This window comes from Deltaproteobacteria bacterium, assembly GCA_040223695.1.
Classification (GTDB): Bacteria; Desulfobacterota_D; UBA1144; order Nemesobacterales; family UBA2774; genus JAVKFU01.
The window spans coordinates 89751-114670 of the sequence record JAVKFU010000015.1 but is presented as its reverse complement, the minus strand read 5'-3'; the positions used below and the strand labels follow the sequence as shown (position 1 = coordinate 114670).

The following is a 24920-nucleotide window of genomic DNA, read 5'->3' as shown; positions in this document are numbered from 1 at the left end:
CCATTTGGTGAAGTAAATGAAGAGCCCCGATAGAGCGGTTAAATTAAAAACATCAATGTCAGCTAAAGAAAGTGCCGCTGTTTTGCAATCCTAGTTTGAAAGCAGCGGGTATGTCAATGGATGTATTCCCAATAAAGACATTGGAGATCATATCAGCGGCATTAATATTTTTATCGGAACTCAGTTCATATGTAAGCCAGTGTTATTTCCCCAGAAACTCTCCAATCGCCGCGAGCGACTCGACGTTGTCACAGATTATTTTAATTATTACCACAATCGGCACGGCTATAAGCGCCCCCGGTATGCCCCATATCCACCCCCAGAACAGCAGAGCCAGAAATATGACGACAGGATTTAGCAGAAGACGTCTGCCCAGTATCATGGGGGTTATAAAGTTTCCCTCCAGCCCGTTAATTATGAAATAAGCCAGAGGAGGAAGTAAGACCTGATAAAAATTATCGAAGGTTGCGGAGGCCACGATAGCCACTATTATTATGCCCACAGTCGGTCCGAGGTAGAGGACGAAGTTTAGTAGTCCGGCCATAATGCCCCATAGGAACGGGTTAGGCATTTTAAGGAGATACAGCGCCCCGCCCACCGCCGCCCCCAGGAATATATTTATAGTCACAATTGTATAGAGGTAGTTGGAAATATGGCTTTCGATATGACGCGCTATCTCGACCGCGCGTTTTTTATCATTCAATTTCGGAAGGATGTTTATAACCTTCCTGAGGAAGAGATCGCCGGACGCGAGCAGGAAGTAAAGAAGTATTATCATTGTCGCGACACCGAACGCAAATTCCCAGGTTTGAGAGATGAGGACATCCATCAGGCTCTCCCTTTTTACCTCCACGGTCGAACCCAGGGGCTCGGCTTCAACCTCCGTAATTTTCTCAACGCTCTTTGTTGCCTCACTAACCTTCTCCACCGGTTCTTTAATAACGCGTAGTTTCTGTTCTACCTTCGTGAAGCTCTGAGGTGCTTTTTGCAGCCATTCCGTAGCCGGTTGATAAAAAACGTAAACACTCGCTGACAGGATTCCCAGGAGCAAAATCAGCACAACCGCGGCTCCCAGCTCTTCAGGAATCCTTATTTTTTTCAGTGCGTTCACAGCAGGAGCGAGAAGAAGACTTAAAAGAATCGCGAAGGAGATAGGTATAAAAATCGCGCGCGCTACGTATAAAGTATATAGAACGGCCAGTATAAAGAGTCCTGAAATAGAAAGGGACCGAACGCTTAAAGTGCCGTTGAATAATTTACCCAGCTTGCCAATATCCGGCTCCGGTTTTTGGTTGTTCTCGACTTCGTTGTCGCTCATATCTCATCCTGTTGTTTACGTGATAGTTAACTTAGCTTTCAGGCTGAATTATACATACAAAGTGTATAATCGTCATGGCATCTTAAGTAATGAACTAAATTCCTTTCAAAGGGACTCAAATTATTCACAAGCTGCCCGCAGTAATCAAGCGGAACTCTGTGGAGACATTTTTTAACACATGGAGTTTAACTATGTTATTATTGTAATGATACAGAACCGGAGAACAGTTTATTTAGAAATTCATGACGAGAATGGATTTGAATTTCAAAAAAAGAAACTTTGAATTCTACGAAAGGCCGAATCCGGAAGATCCGCCCGAGCCCCCGCCTCCCGACCCTGAGCCGGAACCGCCGCCCGAACCCCCTCCCCCCGATCCCACCGGGAAGTCCCGTAGCCTATCGCGTGATTGGGAATAATTGTGTGATTACAAAAATTAGCATGCTCTCGTCAAAATACTGATAATTATTATTCACATACTGCTGTTGAATATTAAACAGTTCTTAATTCTATCCGCACATCCCAATTATCAGCATTTAATCTAAGCAGCTCAAATCACTACATTTTATCAGTACCCGGCCATCTGGTATTCATATTGCTTATTTTATGTATACAATGTTCCTGCACCCAGTTCCTGCACCCACTTTAAAATTTCCATAGAAATCTAGAAGTTGCATCTTTATACTGGGTAGTGTGGGAGGTTTCGTGAAAATGAAAGAAGTAATTGTTGGAAAACTGGAAGATTTTAAAGATAATGAAATGAAAACAGTTGCCCTGGATGACTCCGACGACAAGGTGCTGATAAGCCGAATCGACGGTGAATTCTTTGCCGTAAGCGCGTTCTGTACACACTACGGAGCTCCTCTCGAAAAGGGTATTTTGAGCGACGGCAGGATTGTATGTCCGTGGCACCATGCCTGTTTCAATGCGAAGACCGGGGATTTAATGGAGCCCCCCGCACTGGACGCGCTTGTCTCTTACGAACTGAAAACACAAGGCGATAATCTCGTTTTAATGCTCCCGGAGGAATTCAAGGGCAGGCGTAAACCCGAGATGTCAAAGGCGGAGCCCTCGATTGATAAAAGGACTTTTATTATAATCGGAGCCGGTGCAGCGGGCTACGCGGCGGCTCAGGCCCTCCGTGAAAACGGTTACAAGGGACGCATAATCATGATTTCACGTGAGAACAAGCTTCCCTATGATCGCCCCAATTTGAGCAAAGAGTATCTGAGCGGCGAAGCGAAAGAGGAATGGATGCCGCTCAGGTCCGAGGACTTCTACGATGAATACGGAATAGAAACGGTGCTTGGTCGCAAAGTCGTGAGGCTTGACGGCTCTACAAATACAGTCAGGCTCGATGACGGCACGGAGCTTGAATACGATAAGGTCCTAGTTGCGACAGGGGGCAGTGCAAGGAAGCTGGACGCTCCCGGCTCGGGGTTGGAAAACATATTTACACTGAGGAGTTTCAGCGATGCGGACAGGATAATTGACTCTGCCGAGAAAATCTCCAGAGCCGCTGTCATCGGGGCGAGTTTCATAGGCATGGAAACCGCGCACAATCTAACGGAGCGGGGTATCAGCGTGACGGTAATCGGAAGGGAATCGGTGCCTTTTGAAAAAGTTTTCGGAGCGGAGATAGGCGGTATGTTCAAAACCGAGCATGAAAATAACGGCGTAACTTTTAAGCTTGAGCGCAAAGTTTCGGAATTCAAAGGGAACGGCAAGGTTGAGAGAGTGATCCTGGACAACGGGGATGAGGTAGAGGCCGAGCTAGTAATAGTCGGAATAGGCGTCGAGCCCGTAACGGATTTCATACAAGGCCTCGAACTTGATCCGGACGGAGGTATAAAAGTGGACGAAGCCTACCGCGCGGCGAAAAATATATATGCGGCGGGGGATATAGCTTCCTATCCCGACATGGAAACCGGAAAACATGTCAGAATAGAACACTGGCGGACAGCCGAGCAGGAAGGCATACACGCCGCGGTTAACATGCTTGAAAACGGAATACCCTCGATCTTGGTTCCTTTTTTCTGGACCGCGCAGGCAGGGCTTAATTTCCGCTACGTCGGACACGCGGAATCCTGGGATTATCTCATAACCTGGGGAAACGTCTCCAATAAGGATTTTATTACCTTCTTCGTCAGCGAAGGCAAGGTCCTGGCCGCAGGCGGAAATAAGAGGGACCGGGAAATGGCGGCGATTGAAGAACTGCTGAGGCTGGGAAAAATGCCGAATCCCGATAAGCTCAAGAATACTTCGTTGAATTTACTAAAATTGATAAATAAGTAGAATTATAGAATAAGTACGGCATTAGATGGTCGTCGAGTCCTTATAAAAACTCGTTAACGGGAAAAGCGGATTATGGAGAACATTATGGAACCTGTAAATATCATTCTGGAAAGCGCGACCAAGATGGGTGAAAGCTTTCTCGCCCACCTTCCAAAAATTCTCATAGCGCTAATCGTGCTTTTTATAACCTGGTTGATATACCGCCTGGTCGACCGGGTTCTGAACTCTTTTTTCAGGCGTATTAGGCTCCGCGACTCACTATCCGAATTATTCAGGAAACTTAGCTACATATTTATATGGCTTATTGGCGTCATGGTTGCTGCGGTGATCATTTTCCCCGATTTCACGCCGGCTAAGTTGCTGACTGTCATAGGTTTGAGTTCGATCGCGATAGGTTTTGCTTTCAAGGATATATTCGAGAACTTTCTCGCCGGAATACTGATACTGCTCCGAGAGCCTTTTCAATTGAGGGATTTCATAGAATGCGAGGGCATGGAAGGGTTTGTGGAAGACATCAACATTCGTGACACCTACATAAGAAGGGTCGACGGTCAGCGTATCGTAATACCGAACGCAATGTTGTTTAAAAACCCGGTGCAGGTCAGAACGGACCTTGATCTGAGGCGTATTACGGTAATGTGCGGAGTTGCCTACGGGGAGGATGTCGATGAGTCGAGGGCGGTAATAAAGGAGGCTGTCGAGGGCCTCGATAGTGTCGATAACAGCAGGGAAGTCCAGATATTCGCACAGGCCTTCGGCGCGAGCAGCATAGATTTTGAAGTTACATGGTGGACCGGTTCGAGTCCGCTCGAGATCAGAAAGTCCCGTGACGAAGTGGTGGCCGCGGTCAAAGGGGCGCTCGACGAAGCCGGAATCGAGATTCCGTTTCCTTATCGCACACTCACATTCAAGGAGCCTCTGGAGACGGTTTTCAGCAAAAAGAACACAGAAACTGAGAATGATAAAGAAGATAAAGCCACCGAATTTGCATCCGGCGGAGAGAAGAGACCGGCTTGAGATCAGCCGGCTTAAACTCGTACATTTTTTTATAACTCTATAAAGCAGTTCAACTGATCGGGAGACAATGAAAATTGAATGAGATGGCTCAGATACTCGAGGGCTATTGGGAAACTTTCCTCGTATTGGTTCCCAAGATTGCGATCGCGCTGATTATCCTCATCATTATGGTTTTAATCGGCGCTAAAATCAGCCGTTTAATTACAAAAGGGGCTTCGTCTCGTATCGACGATCCTTTGCTGGCAAGATTTCTCGGAAGGCTGTCCAAGTGGTCGCTCATAGTAGCGGGAATTATCCTGGGTATGTTCGTGCTCGGTCTCGGGGGCATTGCCGGAGGTCTCATAGCCGGAGCGGGCGTGTCTGCTTTAATCATAGGCTTTGCCTTCAAGGATATCGGCGAGAATTTTCTGGCGGGGATTATACTTGCGTTCGCGAGGCCCTATAATATCGGTGACAAGGTAGAGACGGGGGATACCTTCGGAATAGTAAAAGCGCTTGACCTCAGAAACACCCGCATAAAGACATTTGATGGAAAGGATGTATATGTGCCCAATGCCATGGTAGTTAAGACACCTCTTATCAATTACACAAGGGACGGATTTTTAAGATACGAATTTTTGATCGGCATTGATTATGAGGACGATGTTGATAACGCGAGGAAGGTAATAATAGAAGCTATCAGTAAAGTTGACGGGGTATTGGGAGAAGAAAGGGCGCCTGTAGTCTACGTTGAAGATCTAGCCACGAGCACGATCAATATGCGCGTATTCTTTTGGGTCGATACTTTTGATTACAGGAAGGATGATCTCGAGATTAAGAATGACGTTATGGACGAGGCCAAGAAGGCTCTTTTAGAAAACAAGATAACCCTTCCGGCAGACATTCTGGAGCTCAAAATCTACAATGAAAAGCTTCCTATTCCGATAAAGTTGATGAGAAGCAAACGAGGGGAGCGGGAAGAATCGTGAGGTTAATTTTTTATTACAGTTGGTGAGCACAGGTCTATCCAAAGCATATTTTACAGGAGGAAACAAATGGCTGAAGCTAGCGCAAATTTTCATGAACCCCTGGAAAAACTGAGTGAACGTACGCTGGAGCTGCATAGGGGTATTGTTTCTTTAATAGAGGAACTGGAGGCGATCGACTGGTATCAGCAGCGCATTGACGCAACCGGGGATGAGGAGCTCAGAAAGATTCTCGAACATAACCGTGAAGAGCAAAAAAGAGCATGCCGCCATGTCCCTTGAGTGGTTAAGGAGGAAAGACCCGGGTTTCGACAAGCAGCTTAGGGATTATCTTTTTACCGAGGGACCCATAGCGGACAAGGAGGAATCGGAGGGAAACGATAGGGATAAAGCCTTGGGAGAGTCCCTCAATATCGGGAGTCTTAAAGGAGAAGAAAAACCATGAACGACCTCAAAAGAGAACTGGCACCCATCACCGAAGAAGCATGGTCGGAAATAGAGGAAGAAGCACAACACACCTTGAGGAGTTATCTCGCGGCCCGTAAATTGGTGGATTTCAGGGGGCCCGAGGGATGGGATTACTCCGCGGTAAATCTGGGCAGGTACAGGAAAGAAAAAGAAGGACCGGTCGCAGGGGTGGAGGCGCACACAAGAATAGTGAGACCTATGGTAGAGCTTAAAGTGCCGTTTGAGCTGTCAATCGATGAGCTTGACTCGGTGAACAGGGGTCTTGAGGACCCCGATCGACCCGGTTCGTAAAGCAGCGCAGAAAATTGCCGTCGCGGAGGATAGTATAGTATTCTTCGGAAGCTCGGGTGCGGGATTCGAGGGCATTTGCTCAGGCAGCGTGCATGATCCTGTGGTAAATAAGGCAGGGTACGGCTCTTACCCCGTAGCAATAACGGAAGCCGTGGAGGTACTTCGCGAAACAGGCGTTACCGGACCTTACGCGATAGCGCTCAGTCCCAGACACTATAAAGGACTGGCAAGCACTGTCGAGGGCGGATACCCAATTATAAACCATATCAGAAGACTCATAGACGGCCCCATAGTCTGGGCGCCTGCGATCAAGGGCGCGCTTGTAATAAGCATGAGGGGAGGAGACTTTGAACTGGTAATAGGCAGGGATATTTCCATCGGATATACGGATCACGGCAAAACGAAAGTAGAGCTTTATCTTCAGGAAAGTCTGGCGTTCAGACTGCTTGTGCCTGAGGCCGCTGTAATTATCTCGGACAAAAAATAGAGGCATTTCGTAAGAGGCCGCATAGTCTATGATTAGCTTAGAAGCCCCATCTTTTTCATTCGGTATCTGAGGTTTTGCCTGTTTATCTTCAAAGCTTTCGCCGTCCTGGTTTGATTCCAGTCGTATTGTTCGAGCGTCTGCCTGATTATCTTCTGTTCTATATCGTCGAGGGAGGAGTCGTCGAGGGAAATTTCAAGCTTCATTTTATTTCCTTCCGTCCTGACTTCTATGTCTTCATTCTCGATCTCAAGCTGTATGTAGTTTGGATTCAACTCCTCGCCTTCGCTCAGTATCATCGCCCTCTCTATAGTGCTTCTCAGCTCCCGGACGTTGCCGGGCCAGTCATACAGCTGGAATGATTTTCGAACTTCTTCGGGGATGATTGTTATATTTTTGTTAAGATCATCGTTGAAATATTTGACGAAGTAATCCGTCAGAATGGGAATATCTTCCTTCCGTGCGCTTACGCCGGGCATCTCTAAATTAATTACATTCAATCTGTGATACAGGTCCTGTCTGAACAAGTCATTTTTTACCTGCTCTTTTAAGTCTTTATTCGTGGCGGCGATTATCTGTAAATCCACCTTTATATCCTTTTTACCCCCCAGCCTTCTGAAGTTTCTCTCCTCCACCACTTTAATTAGCTTTGCCTGGAGGTTAAGACTCATATCACCGATTTCATCGAGCAGAATTGTCCCTTCGTCCGCGTCCTCAAAAATCCCGGACCTGGATTTTTTCGCATCCGTAAACGCCCCGGCCTCATAACCGAAAAGCTCACTCTCCAGCAGATTTTCCGGAATCGCCGCACAATTCATTTCCAGAAAAGGCTTATCAGCTCTCTTGCTGTTGTAATGAAGTATTTTTGCCGCGAGGCCCTTACCGGTACCGGTCTCCCCCGTAATAAGCACCATCTTGGGCTCCCCGGCGGCGATCTTTCTAATGAGCGCCGTTAAATCGCGTATAACTTCGCTTTCGCCTACAAGCGAATCGAAGCCGTATTTTTTTTGCTCCCTTCTAGTCGATACGTCCACGGTTTTCCTGAGATTGGCTGAGCTGAGCGCGTTTTGAATAATGATTTTTATTTTATCTACCGGAAAGGGTTTTTCGACGAAATCGTACGCGCCCAGCCTCATTGCGGAAACGGCGGCTTCAACGTAACCATGGGCCGTGACTATTATCGATATAGGAGGAGGGTCAATCCTGGAGAGGTGCTGCAAGACGTTGAGACCGTCGAGATCGGGCAGCTTTAGGTCTATTATGGCTATGTCCGGCAAATGCTCACGCGCGAGCTCTATACCCTGATTTCCGGTAAATGCGGTCATGAGATTATAGCCTTCCCCCGACAGGTTCTTAGCCAGTTTTTTTGTGAAAAATACTTCGTCGTCTATAATTAGAATGTTTTTAGTCATTATCTATAAAATATTAACTTATTATTAGTTCCTTCTCGCTAAGATTCGTAGGTAGGGTAACGATGAATGTTGAACCGGAGCCTTCATTCCTCTCTACAGAAATATCACCCCTGTGCACCTCTATTATTCTTTTCGAAATAGCGAGTCCGAGTCCGGTCCCGTTTTTCTTGTTAGAGTAAAAGGGCTGAAATATTATGTCCTTGTCCCCATCCACTATACCCGAGCCCGTATCGGTTATAGTGATAATAAATTTATTATCGCTATAGTCGGAACTTATAGTTATTTTGCCCTTGTCTTCTTTGATCGACTCGACCGCGTTTATCATCAGGTTCATGAGTACCTGCGCTATCAATTCGAAGTCGAGCCCTATTTCCTTTTCCGTCTCTGTAGTATTTTTTTCTATTTTTATGTTTTTTTCCGAGGCTTGCGGAGATATAAGGCTTACGACCCTGTCAATAAGCTCGTTCGGATTTCCGCGGACCAGACTTACTTCCCGGGGAATAGCCAGCTGGAACAGCTCCCTTATTATATTATCGAGTCTGTTAACTTCTCTGATTATTTCCGATATCCTGTTATTTGGCTTGTTATGATCAACCTCACTCTGTATGTTTTCAAGGGCAACCGCTATCCCGGAAAGCGGGTTCCTTATCTCATGAGCGATTTTAGTGGCAATTTCACCAATTGTAGCGAGTTTCTCGTTTCTCAGGAGCTCTTTATTCTTGCTGTCGAGATCGGACGTAACCTCTCTGATCTTCTCCTCAAGTATCCGGTTAAAGTTTTCGGTCTCTTCAAGCAGTCTTTTATTTAGTTCATTCTTTTCCTCAAGCTCTGCGTTTCGCTCTTCGAGCTGATTGTGCTCGGCTTCTATGCTGCCCAGCATTCTGTTAAAGGAAGTGACAAGCTTTGCAATCTCGTCGGTCCCCTTTATGTCTTCAACCCTGTAGGAATAATCCCCCTCTCTTACATTAACGGTGGCGTCGACGAGTTTTAATATCGGCTTCGTCACACGTTTCGGAAACATTATTGTCATAATCCCGCCGAAAAGAATTGCGAGAGTGGCTACTACGGCAATATTGAAGTAGGCGACGCCTATTTGTTTATCAGCAATCTCGATGGCATCGAACAAATTTTTCTTTGTGAAGATATCTTTCCCAAAAATACCTTCCCCTTTACCCTCTTCGTTTTCGTCCTTTCCGAAGCCGGATATTATCTCAGAGAAAGTAAGTTCTTTATCTCCGAAAGCGGTCTTTGTATTTTTAAGCTTGCTGATGCTGTACATGCAGAAACCGCTCACAATTACTATAATGACCAGCATTATTAAAAAACCGATAGTGATTTGTTTATCGAGTGTCAAATCAATTTCCTCAATAGATGGAGTTTGTGCATATTATATACAAGCCCGAGCATAGTCACCAGTTAATTGAATTTGCAACTATGATGCCATGGTTGGATATTGCTAATCTCCCATAAAAATCTTCAATGATACAAGGAACATAGGCAACCCCCAGGTATAGAAAGCCGATACGCTTGTCAGTTTCTCCGGGAGGATTTGTATGATTCTAAACAGTTTTTACTGTTAAATAATAACGACTTTATCCATTTTATACTAAAAAAAGATCCGTAATCTCCTTGCATTATTGAAATTGAGACAATATTCAAGGCCTGGCACAATCATTGCATGACTATTAACTACGAAGTGATATACATAGATTCCGCAAAGGAGGTTCTTACATGAATGCAGTCATACAGCTGATTAACGAAAAGGGGAAAGTTCTCATTTTAGTTTCTTTTGCTATCCTGGTTTTTGCATTTATATCCTGCAATACCGCCCCTGAAGGCGATAAAGATAAGGTTATAAAGGTTGAATTGACGGAATATAACCTGGAGATCGACAGCGATAGTATCAAACCCGGGGTCAAGGTGTTTGAAGTAACCAACAATGGTGATTCCGAGCACAGCTTCGTTATAGAGGGTATCGATACAATGCAGAGATTTGAGGATAATTTAAAGCCCGGTGAAACGAGGAGAATGAACGTCGAACTAGAGCCCTCAAGGTACAACGTTTACTGCCCGGTGGACGATCACAAAAATAAGGGAATGGCCAGTGTGATAAAGGTCGAGGAGCCCGAAGAGGAATCCACCCCGGCTCCGGGTGAATAACCCTACTGTTATGTAGGGAAGTCCCGGTTGCATAAGCTTCGTTGACGGTGCTGATTACCGTACGATTTATCGGAGCCGTTACGAAAAAATAATTAGACCAGGAGAAAAGACATGCCTTACGATAAAAAATCAGAATTGCCCGATTCGGTAAAAAACAATCTGCCCGGACATGCTCAGGACATTTATATGGAAGCTTATAACAGCGCATGGGATGAGTATTCCGACCCGGAAGACAGAAGGGGCGACGCTTCGCGCGAGGAAGTAGCACACAAAGTGGCTTGGGCGGCGGTGAAAAAAAAGTATGAGAAGAAAAATGATAAATGGGTACGTAAGGACGACTGATCGGGGCACCTACCGGTATCGGGATATCAATCGGCTATGGTTAAAATGAAAACATTTCATGTGCTTCCCAGCGAAAAGCCCCCCGGCTGGAAAATAGAGGAGGAGCCTGAGGGAAAGGTATTCGGTCCGTTTACTACTAAAGTACATGCGGTAAAAGAAGCGAGGAAAATGGCTAAAATCGAGCTGATGGCCCGGATAGTTATCCACAGGAGTGACGGCCCGGTTCAAAGGGACGCTCGGCAGAAGATATAAAAATAATAGGGTCGGTACTGCGTTTCCAGGTAGTTTAATGTTCTCCAATTCTTACTGTCCGATTTTTAACAAACCCCTAATTCTGAATACCTTGAACCTTTTTATAATGTCCGTAAGCTAATGCAAACATTAAATAATTATGTTGCGCCCGTATTCTGGCATGCATGTTGCAATGATTTTATACAAAGACTTAACGATTGCATAAGAAAGCTTAAATAGAATTAAGGCAGGAGGTGAAACTAGTGCTGGGTCTGGCGTTAACTTTTCTAATTGTCGCTATTGTGGCGGCTGTGCTCGGCTTTGGGGGTATAGCAGGCACCGCTGCCGGAATAGCAAAAATATTGTTCTTCGTTTTCCTTATACTCTTCGTAATTTCCTTGATATTCGGAAGACGGGGAACCACGTACTGAAACAATGAAAAAATCTCACACAGAAGGAGGTGATTACAGTGAATTGGGACCAGATTGAAGGTAACTGGAAACAGGTTAAAGGCAAGGCGAAAGAAAAATGGGGAAAGCTGACCGATGACGATCTCGATGTTGTAGAGGGAAAGCGTGATCAGTTGGTGGGGAAGCTGCAGGAGAGATACGGATATACCAAAGAAGAAGCTCAAAAATCAGCGGATGAATGGTCTGAAAATGCTTAATGAGGGCCTATTTACCCCATACCTCTGGCCGCCCTTTGCTCCATCGATTGAAGGAAAGGGCGGTCTTTTAGCTTTGAGGTCCGGGCGATGAATTGAAAAACAAGATTAAGGAGGGACGATATGGGACTTATATTACTAATAATTTTGGTGCTGCTACTTGTCGGTGCTTTGCCCACGTGGGGCTATAGCAGGGAGTGGGGATATTTCCCCGGGGGAATTTTGGGGACTATTTTGATTATAGTCCTGATATTACTGCTACTAGGCTACTTGTAGAGCGCTTTTTTTAGTAGTATCAAAAATGAGTTATTAATTTTTCCAGGCGGAGGAGACGTGAAGGATAGAGCGGTTTTTTGCTTCGCAAGGTAGTGAGAATATAACTATTGATCCAATGACAAGGAGATTTATAAATGAAAGACAATACTTTGAAAGAACTGTTCAGAAGTGATTTGCAATATCTTTACAACGTGGAGAAGCAAATCGTCAAGGCTTTGCCAAAGATGGCAAAAGCGGCGGCGGACCCCGAGCTCAAGGACGCATTCGAAGAGCATTTGGAGGAGAGCAAGGGACATGTGGAAAGACTCGACAAAATTTTTGAAGACTTAGGATTAAAATCCAGAGGTAAGAAAAGCCGGGGAATCGAGGGATTAATCGAGGAAGGCAAAGAGATACTCGAAAAGTCGGAAAATTTGGGGCCTGACGTAGTGGATGCTGCGCTGATCGCTACCGCGCAGAGAATCGAGCACTATGAGATAGCGGCCTACGGAACACTGAGGACTTATGCAAAATTACTGAGCAACAAGGATACCTCGGAGCTATTGGACAAGTCTCTTAAGGAAGAGAGCAAAGCCGACAAAAACCTTACGCGTATAGCAGTAAAAAGGGTCAACCCTAAAATCGCGTCCGCGTAACGAAAGAACGCGGAATTCTTGCTATGCCTTGGACTCCCCGGACGAGTTAATACACCCGCCGGGCCGGGCTAATACGTTCCTCATTGATCTTGAGGAGATTGGTGAAGAACGCTGGAGCACGTAAGGTCAGATTATCAGAAACTTGCAGTGTTTGTAAAAAGGGATTTTGCCAGGAAGAGAATCTTAACGGATTGCCGCCCGAAAAACTTATCAAAAATAATTATAACATTTAAAGAGCATACCTTCTTTTTGCTTTCCAATTCTTTAATCACCGCTATTTTGCTTCCTCGATCTTTTCCTCGGCTTCCTTCCTGTCCTCGTGATCAGCTTCGGGCTTATTTTTCTGCTGCTCATCTTTGTTGTGGGGCTCGTAACTGAACTCGGCAAGTATCGGGAAATGGTCCGACCCTACATCCGGGAGCTTCCTCAACTCGACAACACGGAAAGAATCCGATACAAAAATATGATCCAAGGGGAAGCGAATGATCGGGTATTTCACGTGAAAAGTGTTGTAGAACCCCCTCCCTATTCTCGGGTCGAGCAGGCCGCTTATTTTCTGAAATAAACCTGTAGTGTAAGACCACGCAACATCATTCAAATCACCCGCCACTACAGTCGGCATATCCGACTCTTTGGCTTTCTTTCCTACGATCAGCAATTCGGCGTCCCGCTCCACCGTATCATCAGCGTACTTCGGATTGGGCGGGTTAGGATGGACGCAGTAAAATTCTATAAGGTCTCCCGACTTCAACTCCAGTATCGAATGAACGGAGGGTATGTAATCCTCCACCAGATAGTTTACTTCCGATAAGACCGGTTTTAATTTTGAGTAAAAAATCATTCCATAGGTGTCGTCTGAAATGTGCTTTTTAGAATATGGATAAGAGTCTTGAAAGATTTCCAGCTCCGAATCCCACCACTCATCAGGCTCGAGCACGCAGACGATATCCGGGTCGGTATTTCTGATCTGCTCTATGAATTTCCCGGAATCCCGGTTTTTCATATATATATTGGCCACGAGCACTTTCAACCTTTTTTCCGGATCATTCTCTTCGTTGTTCAAAACCTGAATCGACGCCACCGGGGTGTAGGGATACATTCTATAAAGTTGATATGCAACACATATTATCAATATAATAAATATAATATTTTCCGCGAAATTTGTTTTGTTGTAAACCAACAAGTATATAAACATGATTATAAGACCTCCTACCGCGATCTGGGTGCGTGGAAAATCGAATATTCTTATCCACCAGTCTTCGTAACGTATTAACGGCAGGGCGGTAGCTGAGATAAATACTATTGCTATAATTGTTATAATGATTTTCATTAAGCCCTTATTCTACTCACTTTATATTTTTTATCACCATTTTTTTGCTTTATTTTTAAAATTCCCGTCGGCTGCCAAAAATTATTAATGTCAAAGCAAAAGCCGCCATATTACGGAAATAGCCAATGACTCTCTTATAGACTTAGATAATTGACTATTCGCAAGTTACCGCTGTCCATTTATTAACAATTTCTACTGTTTAGTTTTGTACATTTATTTTATTATCCCCGTGTCATTAATTCGTAACACTCTATAATTGTTCACTAATACCTCTGTTCGTATTCATGGTACTGATATTGCAACGCTGTATATGCAAGCATAAATCAAAATGCGGAGGTTTTATTATGACACAGCATAAATCCAGATGCGCCGTATGCGGGCGCAATATCGAAGACGTTGTGAGGCAGTCACACGGGGATGAAGAATACCATTTCTGCTGTGAGAATTGCAGAATGGAATTCCTGAAAGACCCCGATAAGTATGAGCCCGTGTGGACTCATTTTAGAAAAGAGGGCATTGACACAGGCGCAATCAAGTGCGCTGTATGCGGTCAGAATGTATCAGAGGAAGTTGCGGTCAGGCAGGAGCATCATGAGGAGGACTCTCATGAAAAATACTATTTCTGTAGTGAAAAACACAGAATGGAATTCATAACGGACCCCTCTACCTATAAAGGCATGTCGGGAAAACACGTTTCGCCATGACTCGATTGCGTGAAGGCTGATTTTCAAGATGTAAATTTTAAAAAAATAACCAGGGGCGGAGAAAAAATGATGAATAATAAACTGAAGCTGTTTATAACTCTGTTTGTTCTTATTGGTATTGTCGGTTGCGCAGACAGGCAAAGTAACAGAAGCACCGGTGAGGTAATAGATGATGCCGTAATAACTTCGACGGTAAAAACCGAGCTTCTGGCTGATTCCGACGTAGGCGGACTCGACATAGATGTCGATACCACCAACGGAGTTGTTACGCTGAGTGGGACTGTTAGCTCGGAAATGGAATCGCAAAAGGCTGAAGAGATTGCAGGGCGTGCGAACGGTGTGGTATCCGTGAACAACAAATTAATCGTCGTTAGTGACATTGAAATTAATGACGACAATAAACAGTATTGACGCTCAAGTAATAGGAACTTGAGGATTATATAGTGTGACATATGATAGCCCTTGGATATATATGTCAAAAAAATATCGACATACTGATCAAAGGAGTTAATTTTCATGGAACTAAATCTTGCGCTTACACCGATAGTATCTTTGATTGCCGGGATAATTATTCTTATCTTCCCGAGAATATTGAATTACGTAATAGCGATTTACCTTATTATTATAGGGATCCTTGGGTTGATACAATAATCTCCATGGGAGCAGCGGCTTGTTCGATACGATCTAAAGCCTTTCAGCGACTCGCCTTCCGAACAGGTAGTTCGTGAAGAAAGGAAATATAAAAAATATTTTGAACCAGGAGGAATCAATATGAATATATTAAGAAACGTATTATTCGCTTTGCTGTTAGGAATATCCTTTGCTGGTATATACGGATGCCCCGATAGCGGCGACGGACCGGCAGAAGAGGCCGGAGAGGAGATAGACGACGCGGCTGAGGACGCCGGAGATAAGATGGAGGACGTCGGCGACAAGGCGGAGGATGCGGTTGATTGATAGTGGCATTAAAAACCCGCTTCCAAGTGTTGATATTTCTACACCTAGAACTGTAAAACATTTTTCTTTAATGAACCGGATTCTTATGATTTGCTTTAAGAATTAGATTTAACCAGCTGATATTGATGTGATAATGTATAATCGCCATAGATGGCATGAACATTGCACATTAGTAGAGGCATAACACAATTAGGAGGTGTTTATATGAGTAAGTTGTTATTATCAACGATCATGGCATCGGGTTTAATGCTGACAGGCGGTAACCTGTATGCCGGGAGTACAGACCATGATCAGGATTCGAAAACTCATGCCGAAGAAACTATGAAGCAGGATTCGGATATGAAAGAGATGAAAGATCACGGAAATTATAAGGGCGAGGTTACCGCGATTGACGGGGATAAGGTAACGATCAAGGACAAGGAAGGAATGGAGCATACGGTCGTAATAACCAGTTACCAGGACCTTCAGGAGCTCCAGGCTGAAACGCTTGAAACTGGGGACCGCGTTATGGTTCTTTCAAGGGACGGCAAGCCTTATGCTATATCAAAGACAGCAGAGGCCTGGACGGTAGACATTGATGCCCCTGACTTTGATCCAACGGGAACAACGTCGGTTAAGGGCAGAGTGACCGAGGTGGATGGCGACACCATAACAATAAAGGATAAGGACGGGGTCGTGCATACTGCCGAGATCACAGGATTTCAGAGCATGGAAGAGCTGCAGACAGAGACAATTGAAGAAGGCGATATAATCGTGGTAAACATGAGAGACGGAAAACCTTACGGAATAGGTAAGCATCTCGAATCATGGCTCGTAGATGATCAAGATGACGAGTATGATGAGACTAATCATAGTAAGCCACAGACAAAAGTAGAAGAATAAACTCCTGTAGAGAGAAAGCGGCGGGGAGTGAGAAACTCGTTGAGAAGCGCAGGATATCTTCTCCCTCCGTCCCTTTTTCCTGCAATCATTTGAAACAAAGTCTAAAGAAGACTATTGCAGGGCTTAAAGATTAGATGTTAATAGCAGCCGAAGTTGATATGAAAAAAGTTAAAGGAGGTAAGGAATATGTTAAGCTGGGCATTGGTATTTCTTGTTATTGCAATTATAGCTGCTGTTTTAGGTTTTACCGGTATTGCGGGAGCGGCGGCCGGTATTGCTAAAATATTGTTCGTAGTGTTTTTAATAATTTTTATTGTCGCCCTTATTTTTGGCAGGCGACCCCCTGCATGAAGACCTAGGGCTTGAAGTTCTGACTTTTGACGTCAACCACGAAAACGGCATTTATGCATTCAAACATAAATGCCGTTTTTCGTTTCTCCTTAAATTATATATCTTTATCTCAACTGGACATATAAATTATGCTATCCTCATTATTGTTACCTGGAATCCAAGGTCATAACTAACTTGAAAACATTCAACCCTGTCAACGAAATACGTTCATTCTTCTGGTTTATTAAAGCCCTCTGGTATTCAATACGGTCGAGCTACTGGTTTTTACCAGCCCTGATGGTCATTTTCTCCGTGTTCCTGTCATTTACGACGATATACATTGATTACAGAGTAATCAAAACCGAATGGATCGAGTCCTTCGAATGGTTTACCGTGAACACTCCCGACGGAGCCCGCGCGCTCCTTTCTACAGTAGCGGGCTCGATGATCACCGTCGCCGGCGTCGTATTCTCCATATTGATTGTGGCGCTTACGCTCGCGTCGAGTCAATTCGGCCCAAGACTGCTTGAGAACTTCATGCGTGACAGGGGAAACCAGGTAGTTCTCGGCACATTTATCTCAACATTTGTTTATTGCTTGCTGCTTTTGCGTACCATAAGGGGGGGAGACAGTTCATTTATCCCGCAACTATCGGTCACGGTTGCCTTATTACTCGCGATATTTAGTATCAGCGTATTTATATATTTTATAGATCATGCTGCAACTTCAATCAGGGCCTCAAACGTTATAAATGGAGCGAAAAGCAATTTGGATAAAGCCATCGAAGATCTGTTTCCCGAAAAAATCGGACATGGGAGGAAGGATTTGGGTTCATGGTGGATTTCACCTGAAGAATTACCAGCCGATTTCAGTGAGGAATCCAGACCTGTAGCAGCTCCCTCAAGCGGTTATGTAAGGGTTGTGGATAATCACGGGTTAATGGACCTGTCCACCTCCAGGAATCTTATACTCAAGATAGAGCACAAGCCCGGGGATTTCGTTGTTGAGGGAAGAGCTCTTGTTTATGTATGGCCCGGAGAAGAGCTCGATGGAGATACGAAAGGCGACATCGAGGGATCGTTCATACTCGGCACGAAAAGAACCAGCGAGCAGGATGCCGAGTATGCCATAGACCAGTTGGTCGAAATTGCAGTAAGGGCATTGTCCCCCGGTATAAACGATCCATTTACGGCTATTATGTGCATCGATAACCTGACATCAGCCCTTTGTGAGGTGGCCGGACGAAGCACTCCCTCGGCTTACAGATACGATCAGCAAAACCAGCTCAGGATAATCGCCAAGACCACGACTTTTACGAACCTCCTGGATGCTTCCTTCAACCAGATACGTCAATACGGACAGAGTAGCGCAGCCGTTACAATCAGGCTGCTGGAATCTATAGCGGTAATAGCCGGAGCGGTTTCGGGAGAAATTGAGAAGGAAGCGCTCCTCCGCCACGCGAAAATGATAAGGCGCGGGGGCTATAACGGCTTGCCCGAGGAGTTGGACAGAAAGGATGTCGAGGACAGATACGTGAAGGTACTGGAATTGTTAGGAGCGAAAGAGGGCCAGATTTGAAAAGCGATGTTTAATCACCTGAGATTAGCATGAGAATCGGCCCAGTGTTGAGATTATAGGCATGTCTTACTGTTGCCGTTCACCTCTCAATAGCTTACCTATCGGAACTAGCCGCCAGACGTTTCCTGAGCGCGATCAGAGCAATAATCCCAAGTAGGACAAACATGGCAATCATACTCCATTCACCTATGGTAGGCACGCTAATAGGTTGCACAACAACAAGACCAGCAAAAGCATTACTGGACAACGCTACAACAATCATAGTAGCGAAAATTAATCTCATAGAGTCCTCCATAAAGTATGTTAGTTCCAAATTTCTCATTCCCTAGAGTATATTTAAAGCATGATCGAGGCCCTTCATCACTACCTGGCTACAGTGATATTTGGAGTAAATTTAATTCCGTTTCTAGTAGTTTCAGAAACAGGTGAGTACTGGTAGCCTAGCATTGCAATCTTATTTAAAACTTCTTCTTCTGCATCACCCGCTATTGTAATGTTCATCCGCACATTTGTAAGACCCGGCCTAACTTCGGGGTCGAGCGCAAACAGTCCATGCATATCCAGATCACTTTCTATGTCCACGTCAAGACGGGTTAATTTAACACCCATTAAAGCAGCGTTTGCATTAGCCGCTGCAATTACACAAGTTGAGATAGCGTACATGAGTTCTTCCACGGCTCCGGGAGCTGCATCGGTCCCGCTAAGCTCTGTAGCTTCATCTCCAAGTAGAACAAACTCACGGGTCTTTTCATGTACCATCTCTCCGTCAATTTTGTACCCCCTGAACCCTGTAAAAGCTCTCATACCATCCTGCCAACGCGCTTTTGAATAAAAGGTAACACGCCCTTTATCCGGGTTTTTCTTTAAGTGGTCAATAAGCCCGTTCAGTTTAGCAGTGTCTAAGCCGTTAATTACAGTGCCTGGTTTAGTATCTTCCGTTTCTGCTTGGCTTATAGTTAACGACCCAAAGAAAACTAATGATATGACCAAGATAAATGATAATGCAATATACGAGTTAAACTTTGACATAACACTATACCTCCCCTTTTTTTAAATTATAAAACAAGCAGGATAGTACTTTCAAGGATAAAAATTATACTGCTCCCCATTAAGGAGCGGGAACAATGAAGCGAAGGAGATGGAGTTCTAAAACCAAGGCTAAGATAGTACTCGAAGATTTGTCCGGCAGACCCGTATCAGAAATATGTAACGAGTACGGAATACATCTGTGGAACAAGAGCAACAAGCAGAGAATGGCTGGAAGCTTTAGAGAAAGGACTAAACAAAGAGTTCCCCGGAGGAGTAAGGGGTCATGGATTTGAGCTAATCAGCGATAACGGAAGTCAGCCTACTTCACTCAGCTTTATGAAAGCCTGTTCCACTATGGAAGTAGAGCAAGTATTTACAAGCTATAACAACCCTGAGGGGAATGCGGATACAGAGAGAATGATAAGAACGATGAAGGAGGAGCATTTTTGGCTAAGTGAGTGGGGGAATGTAAAGAGAGCTTAGTCATGAACTCGACATGTGGGTTGTTTATTACAACGGGAGTTACCTTCATTCGGCATCCGGTTACCGCCCACCGATTCAGGCGGAAGAGGAATATTACAGGAATCATGATTTACAATTAAACGCTGCTTGACATAAGGGGAGCAGTACAGTATACAACCTTCGTACATAACGGTTAGGGAGGTGTTAATGAGCACGAAGCTAACGCCGGAGCAGAAGAAGATGGTGGATATTTGGGAAAAGCATACGATGTGCGAGTTCGAGACCAAGGATGTGGAAGAAACCATGCGGACTATGACTGATGAGCCTCACGTCAATCATGTACCTGTAATGACCGGGGGCTCTGGCAGAGATAATGTACGCAATTTTTACTCGAAATACTTCATCCCCTCCCAGCCGCAGGATGTTGAACTCGCAATGGTTTCGCGTACTGTCGGCAGCGACGCCATCGTGGATGAGCTTATATTTAAATTTACGCATAGTATAGACATGCCCTGGTTGCTCCCCGGCATACCTCCGACCGGAAAAAAGGTCGAGCTTCCGCTTGTCGTCATAGTCGGGTTTGAGGGCGGTAAAATTTCAAGCGAGCACATTTACTGGGACCAAGCCTCGGTACTTGTTCAAACAGGGATATTAAGTGCGGATAATATGCCCGTAGCGGGAGTGGAAACGGCACGGAAAGTCCTCGACCCCGGTTTACCTTCCAATGAATTGATGAAAAGATAAAATCTGGATAAATCGAGCTCGGGAAGCAGCTCCTCAATGTCAATTCTAACTTCTTGAATAGCAGGTATTTCAGGAATAGTCGGATTCATAGTTAGAAGCAGAAGGAAAGCCGCAGCATAAAGCCAAGACAATATACTCATTAAGTACTTCAAGGGAGCTCCGGCTCTCCTTTTTTTGTTCAGTCACCGGACAGGAAAGGGACATTTCACACTATTCATAATTACAACTTAATGTGGGCTTGACAAAAGTAGAGCAGTACATGATAAATATTGTGTTGTATGCGATTCCAAAATAAGGAGGGCTAAAATGAGTGGAATTAAGATGTGTTGGATTTCAAAAGTAAGCATTATGGCTTATGCCTTTTTGCTTCTGAATGTCCAATTTTCTTATTCAGCAGAATATGAGAAAGAAGTAAGAATGGCTGCCGAACAGTTTTATGCATCACTGAATTCCATGTTTAAAGGTGACTTAGACCCCATGATAGAAGTTTGGTCACATGCGGATGACGTTACTTACATGGGCCCTTCTGGTGGAATATTAGTCGGATGGGAAGAGGTCCGAAACTCTTGGGAGGAGCAGGCTAAACTTAAATTGGGTGGCAAGGTTGAACCGGAAGATATGCATGTCATAGCGGATGATAAAATTGGGATAACTGTCAATTATGAACGTGGAACAAGTTACATAAACGGAAAGCCAGAAAAAGTTAATATCCGGGCAACTAATGTTTTTAGACGCGAGAACGGAAAATGGAAGATGATAGGGCATCACACAGACATTCTACCCTGGCTCGAAAAGTGACCTGCCATCCTATAACAGTGCTATAGTTTAAGTCTGATTTTTGATAGAATACCTTAAGAAAACCCTTTATATAGAAGGCCATTGGAAAGCTGAGACGACCGCTTATTAAAACTGTACTTCCGAATATAGAAATGGAACGGCGAAGGCCCAAGCTATGATTTTCCGCAACCGTTTAATCTCCTTGCAGAAATGAATGAGAGTATGGTAAGGGGTACCTTAGTAGACGTATTCCGAACGAAGATATTGCTGATAAATACCAACTCTCTTATCAATAATATTCAACTTATCTTTCAAAATAATAATGTGAAATACCCGCTTGCTCAACGTGTATAAGCTTATCGATCAAGAATTAGAATTAAGTTATGGTCTATTATCGGGGGGTAAACGGTCATCAATAGATTTGAAAATACTGTTAATCCATAATAACCTATTTGCGAAGTTCGGCATATTCTTTACGACTATCTTATCCGTATTAATTGATCTCAAGTAACTGGACATCGAAAAAACCCAAAGTCTATCAAAGATATTGCTTTTTACTTGGACGTTAAAAAATGGAGATGACCTTTCCATGTAGCACAGTGGAATCCAATAAATTAACAACGGTCTCTTTTCATCATACTCAATGTTTGTAGGTTCCTTCATCTCAAATAGCACTTTGCTCAATGTCGGCCACTTAAAGTTGCTTTTTTCTGAGTCCCAAATATTTGACCATTCCTTTTTTCCATATTCAGATAGCTCATCGGAGCTTGCCATCGTCCTTATGATACTGCCCCCTATAGCATGCGCTGACCAGTTTTTAATTTCTGTTTGATAAAGCACTCTATACCCATTTTCATTTGTTAGTATCCATCTGTCGAGTCTTGGACCACTCTTTTTACCTGTCGTACACTTATTTGAAATTACACGAGATTCAATCCCCCGAGAGTTAAGATAATGGTTAAAAAGAGCTGCACCTAGGTCTTCACCAAACATTTGGGTAAGAGAAGTAGCATGCCTTTGGCTAGTAATGGGCTTTTCATCAAAAAATTCTAATAAATTTTTTATATCAATTTCAAAGAAACCATTCATATTTTGCATAATAACATGTCCTACTAAGTAGAATCAATGAACTTAAAATCGGGTATTCAATTTGAATATAAACTATCAAAATCAAAAAGCGTGACAATATCATAGCACATAAAATTATTAAGAATTAGTTTCTCTTTTTTATTATCTAGATGTCTTTGCCGTTTCTCTGTCCCTATGCATTGCTAAATTGCCGTTAGAAGAATTAATCCAAGTACAGCGCAGAACATGCATAAAACTTGAGCTCTTAATTAACTGTTAGGTGGCCTACTACATCCCTAAATTTTGTTTCTATACCGTTTGTAAATACTTGGTTTTACACTTTTACATATATTAAAATAAATAAACTAAAATATATCGAGTACTGAATGGGTCTAAGAAATGAACCTAGACATCGTTACTGTATAAGTCTTGTATTATTGCAAATGTTTTTCTGATAGTAGAAATAGCTTCTTTTCTGCGATGTTCTTTTTTATTTTCAGCTCGATGAAGTAATAAATTTCCAAAATTGCACAATTCGGAAATCATTTCTCTTATTCTTCTGCTAATAATTCCTTTTTGATGGCACTCTTTTAATAGGACAGATAGAGTTAATCTATCTTTATTTATTTCTCCAAAGGTCAAAATACCCCTTTGTGTTATAATATCCTTTATGCAAATTTCTAATATTGCTCTACATATTATTATTGAAGCTGTATATAATTGAAATTTATAAGCATTTCTGAGTTCAAATATATATGAACTCAGGTGAATAGGGGTCGGAAGTTCAACTATTAATGTTCCCACTTCAACTTCATCATTGAAAATAGAAAATTCATTGATTACGTCTGAAATCACATCCAAGTCATCATGTGTTAAATGATGTGAAGGATGTTTAAATCCGGGGTGAATATCAAGAGGCTTTGCATTATTAATGTGTTGAAGTTCTCTTCTAAGCTGAGGGTCTTTTATTTGTAGGAATGAATGACTTATAAGAACAGATTTTAATTGTTTAAACCAAATTGAAGCTAAGGATTTTTGAAGTTCTAAAAATTTCTCGAAGGCTTCATCTACGTTTTGTGTTTTAACTAGTTTAGATAACATTTCCCTATTAATTGCTAGATATTCTGAATCTTCAATACTAGCCAAAATTGTTGTATATTTTTTTATCACTCCTTTGAAGTAAGATTCACCCACAAGCCTCTTTTTGCATTTATTACATTCCCAACCATAGAAATTATCTTCCTCTTCGCAGAAGGGACAGGCTATTTTCATTGAAAGAGACATTTATTTAACTAGGACAAGAGCTCAAAATTTGCTACTAATATTTTTTTTGGTTTTAGTTTTCTGAAATTACTAATCAACTATTATTGTAGAAAATATCTTTTGCTGTTTTCCCAACCAATCTGCACATGTATGCATCAAAAGAGCCTGCCACCGGCCCACTAAGAATAGGTACAACTTTACTCACATTGATAACCCCTTTTTCGCCTGTTTTGGTTAATAATCTAAATCCAACTTTTTTATTAATTTCTATTAAGAGCCTTCCAGGTATTCTTTTAACAGCAGTTTTTGTAAAACCCCTAGCAATGTTTATCCCCGCATCTTTTACAATATCCTTCATGGCATCACCAACTAAACAGACAAGCACAAAAGTCTTAACTCTATCCGAATGAATATCATGACCCGCAATTTTAGCTATTGCTGCAGCCATTCTTGCCTGAATTACCCACGAAGCACCAAATGCAGCAGGGATAGACACAGGTAGAGTAATAAATCCACCTAACCCAGTAACAAATCCAGAAGTAAAATTCTTTGTTGTTTCCCAGTTAATTAAAGACTCAATCCTTTCTTCGTCATTGGGATAAGACAAATCAATTAGGTATTCATTAGCCAAATCTTCAGCAGATGATAATGGAGGGATACCGTCAATTGCCCTTTCCGTAATCCAATTCACTAATTGGAGTGCCTTTCGTTCATTCCATCTACCTGTAGCGAGTCTAAACCTATTTTCATCAACAAGTTCTAATGATAGGGAAGGTCTTTTCCCCTTATCCCAAGGGGCAATACCGTTTTCTATTAGGTATTTCCCTATTTTTTGGCTTCTCAATTCAATACAATCTTTCCAAAATGATTTTGATATTCTTACATTTGTAGAATTGCCATCGTTAAAATTTATAACCACCTTGGTCCAACTCTCATCGAAATACTTTCCCCTATCCTTCTCCGAAATCTCTATCCCATAACCAGTACCAGATTTGTTATTAGGCGAGCCGTTGTTCCAAGCATAAACTTTCATTTACTGAGTCCTTCATACAGTTTGTTGTAAAAAATGTATAAATCATTATATTCTTTTTTTATGGCACATGACAAGAAGTTTAATATGAAATCAAAGTTAGCCCGCTTGTACCGCTCCCCACTAAAAAGCCTATAAAATTTATATAAAAGCACAATGGAGCGGGATCAGGTGATTTAAGCAAACAATCAAATAACTGGAAAGTTAATGG

Annotated in this window: 27 protein-coding genes and 2 pseudogenes; 21 read left to right on the top strand and 8 right to left on the bottom strand. The window is 43.2% G+C overall.

The features are described from left to right. Positions 1-202: 202 nt before the first annotated feature. On the bottom strand, positions 203-1318 hold the full coding sequence (locus tag RIG61_04710) for an AI-2E family transporter (protein MEQ9618455.1): 1116 nt from the start codon (positions 1316-1318) through the stop codon (positions 203-205). Between the two features lie 708 nt (positions 1319-2026). On the opposite strand from RIG61_04710, the gene RIG61_04705 reads away from it, so the two are divergent. From RIG61_04705 to RIG61_04685, 5 genes and pseudogenes are all read left to right on the top strand, one after another. Continuing rightward, complete coding sequence (locus RIG61_04705; protein MEQ9618454.1) at positions 2027-3610, top strand: FAD-dependent oxidoreductase; 1584 nt, start codon at positions 2027-2029, stop codon at positions 3608-3610. Between the two features lie 84 nt (positions 3611-3694). Next, positions 3695-4627 carry a mechanosensitive ion channel family protein gene (locus RIG61_04700; GenBank protein MEQ9618453.1) on the top strand — a complete coding sequence of 311 codons (933 nt, stop codon included), beginning with the start codon at positions 3695-3697 and terminating at the stop codon, positions 4625-4627. A gap of 83 nt (positions 4628-4710) precedes the next feature. Further along, positions 4711-5595 (top strand): mechanosensitive ion channel family protein, encoded by an 885-nt coding sequence (locus RIG61_04695; protein ID MEQ9618452.1) that lies wholly within the window; start codon positions 4711-4713, stop codon positions 5593-5595. Between the two features lie 66 nt (positions 5596-5661). Beyond that, positions 5662-5950, top strand: a pseudogene (locus tag RIG61_04690) (encapsulin-associated ferritin-like protein). A gap of 83 nt (positions 5951-6033) precedes the next feature. Then, positions 6034-6838: pseudogene (locus RIG61_04685) on the top strand (family 1 encapsulin nanocompartment shell protein). Positions 6839-6870: 32 nt separating this feature from the next. On the opposite strand, the gene RIG61_04680 reads toward RIG61_04685, so the two are convergent. Then, complete coding sequence (locus RIG61_04680; GenBank protein ID MEQ9618451.1) at positions 6871-8247, bottom strand: sigma-54 dependent transcriptional regulator; 1377 nt, start codon at positions 8245-8247, stop codon at positions 6871-6873. Between the two features lie 13 nt (positions 8248-8260). Further along, entirely contained in the window at positions 8261-9601 is a 1341-nt protein-coding gene (locus RIG61_04675; protein MEQ9618450.1) for an ATP-binding protein, read from the bottom strand. A 377-nt stretch (positions 9602-9978) separates the two neighbouring features. On the opposite strand from RIG61_04675, the gene RIG61_04670 reads away from it, so the two are divergent. The 7 genes from RIG61_04670 to RIG61_04640 all read left to right on the top strand — a co-directional run bounded on the left by RIG61_04670 (position 9979) and on the right by RIG61_04640 (position 12555). Then, positions 9979-10407: a cupredoxin domain-containing protein gene (locus tag RIG61_04670; GenBank protein MEQ9618449.1), complete on the top strand. Its 429-nt coding sequence runs from the start codon at positions 9979-9981 to the stop codon at positions 10405-10407. A gap of 111 nt (positions 10408-10518) precedes the next feature. Next, positions 10519-10749: a putative cation transport regulator ChaB gene (chaB, locus tag RIG61_04665; protein ID MEQ9618448.1), complete on the top strand. Its 231-nt coding sequence runs from the start codon at positions 10519-10521 to the stop codon at positions 10747-10749. A gap of 36 nt (positions 10750-10785) precedes the next feature. Continuing rightward, on the top strand, positions 10786-11001 hold the full coding sequence (locus RIG61_04660) for a DUF2188 domain-containing protein (GenBank protein ID MEQ9618447.1): 216 nt from the start codon (positions 10786-10788) through the stop codon (positions 10999-11001). Positions 11002-11243: 242 nt separating this feature from the next. Further along, entirely contained in the window at positions 11244-11411 is a 168-nt protein-coding gene (locus RIG61_04655) for a DUF1328 domain-containing protein (protein ID MEQ9618446.1), read from the top strand. A gap of 38 nt (positions 11412-11449) precedes the next feature. Beyond that, a complete protein-coding gene (locus RIG61_04650; GenBank protein MEQ9618445.1) occupies positions 11450-11647 on the top strand; it encodes a CsbD family protein in 198 nt (65 codons plus the stop codon). 120 nt (positions 11648-11767) lie between these two features. Further along, complete coding sequence (locus RIG61_04645) at positions 11768-11920, top strand: DUF3309 family protein (protein ID MEQ9618444.1); 153 nt, start codon at positions 11768-11770, stop codon at positions 11918-11920. A gap of 134 nt (positions 11921-12054) precedes the next feature. Further along, a complete protein-coding gene (locus RIG61_04640; protein MEQ9618443.1) occupies positions 12055-12555 on the top strand; it encodes a ferritin-like domain-containing protein in 501 nt (166 codons plus the stop codon). Positions 12556-12829: 274 nt separating this feature from the next. Here the strand turns inward: RIG61_04640 and RIG61_04635 are convergent, their stop codons facing one another. Beyond that, positions 12830-13885: an endonuclease/exonuclease/phosphatase family protein gene (locus RIG61_04635; protein MEQ9618442.1), complete on the bottom strand. Its 1056-nt coding sequence runs from the start codon at positions 13883-13885 to the stop codon at positions 12830-12832. Positions 13886-14229: 344 nt separating this feature from the next. Here RIG61_04635 and RIG61_04630 point away from each other — a divergent pair, with 344 nt between their 5' ends. From RIG61_04630 to RIG61_04600, 7 genes are all read left to right on the top strand, one after another. Next, a complete protein-coding gene (locus RIG61_04630) occupies positions 14230-14589 on the top strand; it encodes a hypothetical protein (protein ID MEQ9618441.1) in 360 nt (119 codons plus the stop codon). Positions 14590-14655: 66 nt separating this feature from the next. Next, on the top strand, positions 14656-15000 hold the full coding sequence (locus RIG61_04625; protein MEQ9618440.1) for a BON domain-containing protein: 345 nt from the start codon (positions 14656-14658) through the stop codon (positions 14998-15000). A gap of 105 nt (positions 15001-15105) precedes the next feature. After that, entirely contained in the window at positions 15106-15240 is a 135-nt protein-coding gene (locus tag RIG61_04620; GenBank protein MEQ9618439.1) for a DUF3096 domain-containing protein, read from the top strand. Positions 15241-15360: 120 nt separating this feature from the next. Further along, positions 15361-15546, top strand: a complete 186-nt coding sequence (locus RIG61_04615; protein MEQ9618438.1) for a hypothetical protein — start codon at positions 15361-15363, stop codon at positions 15544-15546. A gap of 204 nt (positions 15547-15750) precedes the next feature. Continuing rightward, positions 15751-16428 (top strand): hypothetical protein, encoded by a 678-nt coding sequence (locus RIG61_04610; protein ID MEQ9618437.1) that lies wholly within the window; start codon positions 15751-15753, stop codon positions 16426-16428. A 186-nt stretch (positions 16429-16614) separates the two neighbouring features. Beyond that, positions 16615-16779 (top strand): DUF1328 domain-containing protein, encoded by a 165-nt coding sequence (locus tag RIG61_04605; protein MEQ9618436.1) that lies wholly within the window; start codon positions 16615-16617, stop codon positions 16777-16779. Between the two features lie 174 nt (positions 16780-16953). Next, positions 16954-18336, top strand: a complete 1383-nt coding sequence (locus RIG61_04600) for a DUF2254 domain-containing protein (protein ID MEQ9618435.1) — start codon at positions 16954-16956, stop codon at positions 18334-18336. Positions 18337-18699: 363 nt separating this feature from the next. Here RIG61_04600 and RIG61_04595 read toward each other — a convergent pair whose 3' ends face one another. Next, positions 18700-19365, bottom strand: coding sequence for an OsmC family protein (locus RIG61_04595; protein MEQ9618434.1), 666 nt, complete (start codon positions 19363-19365; stop codon positions 18700-18702). A gap of 669 nt (positions 19366-20034) precedes the next feature. Between RIG61_04595 and RIG61_04590 the strand changes: the two genes are divergently transcribed. Together RIG61_04590 and RIG61_04585 are read left to right on the top strand one after the other, a co-directional pair. After that, positions 20035-20571, top strand: coding sequence for a nuclear transport factor 2 family protein (locus RIG61_04590; protein ID MEQ9618433.1), 537 nt, complete (start codon positions 20035-20037; stop codon positions 20569-20571). A gap of 306 nt (positions 20572-20877) precedes the next feature. Then, complete coding sequence (locus RIG61_04585) at positions 20878-21369, top strand: nuclear transport factor 2 family protein (protein MEQ9618432.1); 492 nt, start codon at positions 20878-20880, stop codon at positions 21367-21369. Between the two features lie 360 nt (positions 21370-21729). Here the strand turns inward: RIG61_04585 and RIG61_04580 are convergent, their stop codons facing one another. The 3 genes from RIG61_04580 to RIG61_04570 form a co-directional block, all read right to left on the bottom strand. Further along, positions 21730-22446 carry a hypothetical protein gene (locus RIG61_04580; protein ID MEQ9618431.1) on the bottom strand — a complete coding sequence of 239 codons (717 nt, stop codon included), beginning with the start codon at positions 22444-22446 and terminating at the stop codon, positions 21730-21732. A 375-nt stretch (positions 22447-22821) separates the two neighbouring features. Then, positions 22822-23700, bottom strand: a complete 879-nt coding sequence (locus RIG61_04575) for a DUF4145 domain-containing protein (GenBank protein ID MEQ9618430.1) — start codon at positions 23698-23700, stop codon at positions 22822-22824. A 73-nt stretch (positions 23701-23773) separates the two neighbouring features. Then, complete coding sequence (locus RIG61_04570; protein MEQ9618429.1) at positions 23774-24712, bottom strand: hypothetical protein; 939 nt, start codon at positions 24710-24712, stop codon at positions 23774-23776. Positions 24713-24920 lie beyond the last annotated feature (208 nt).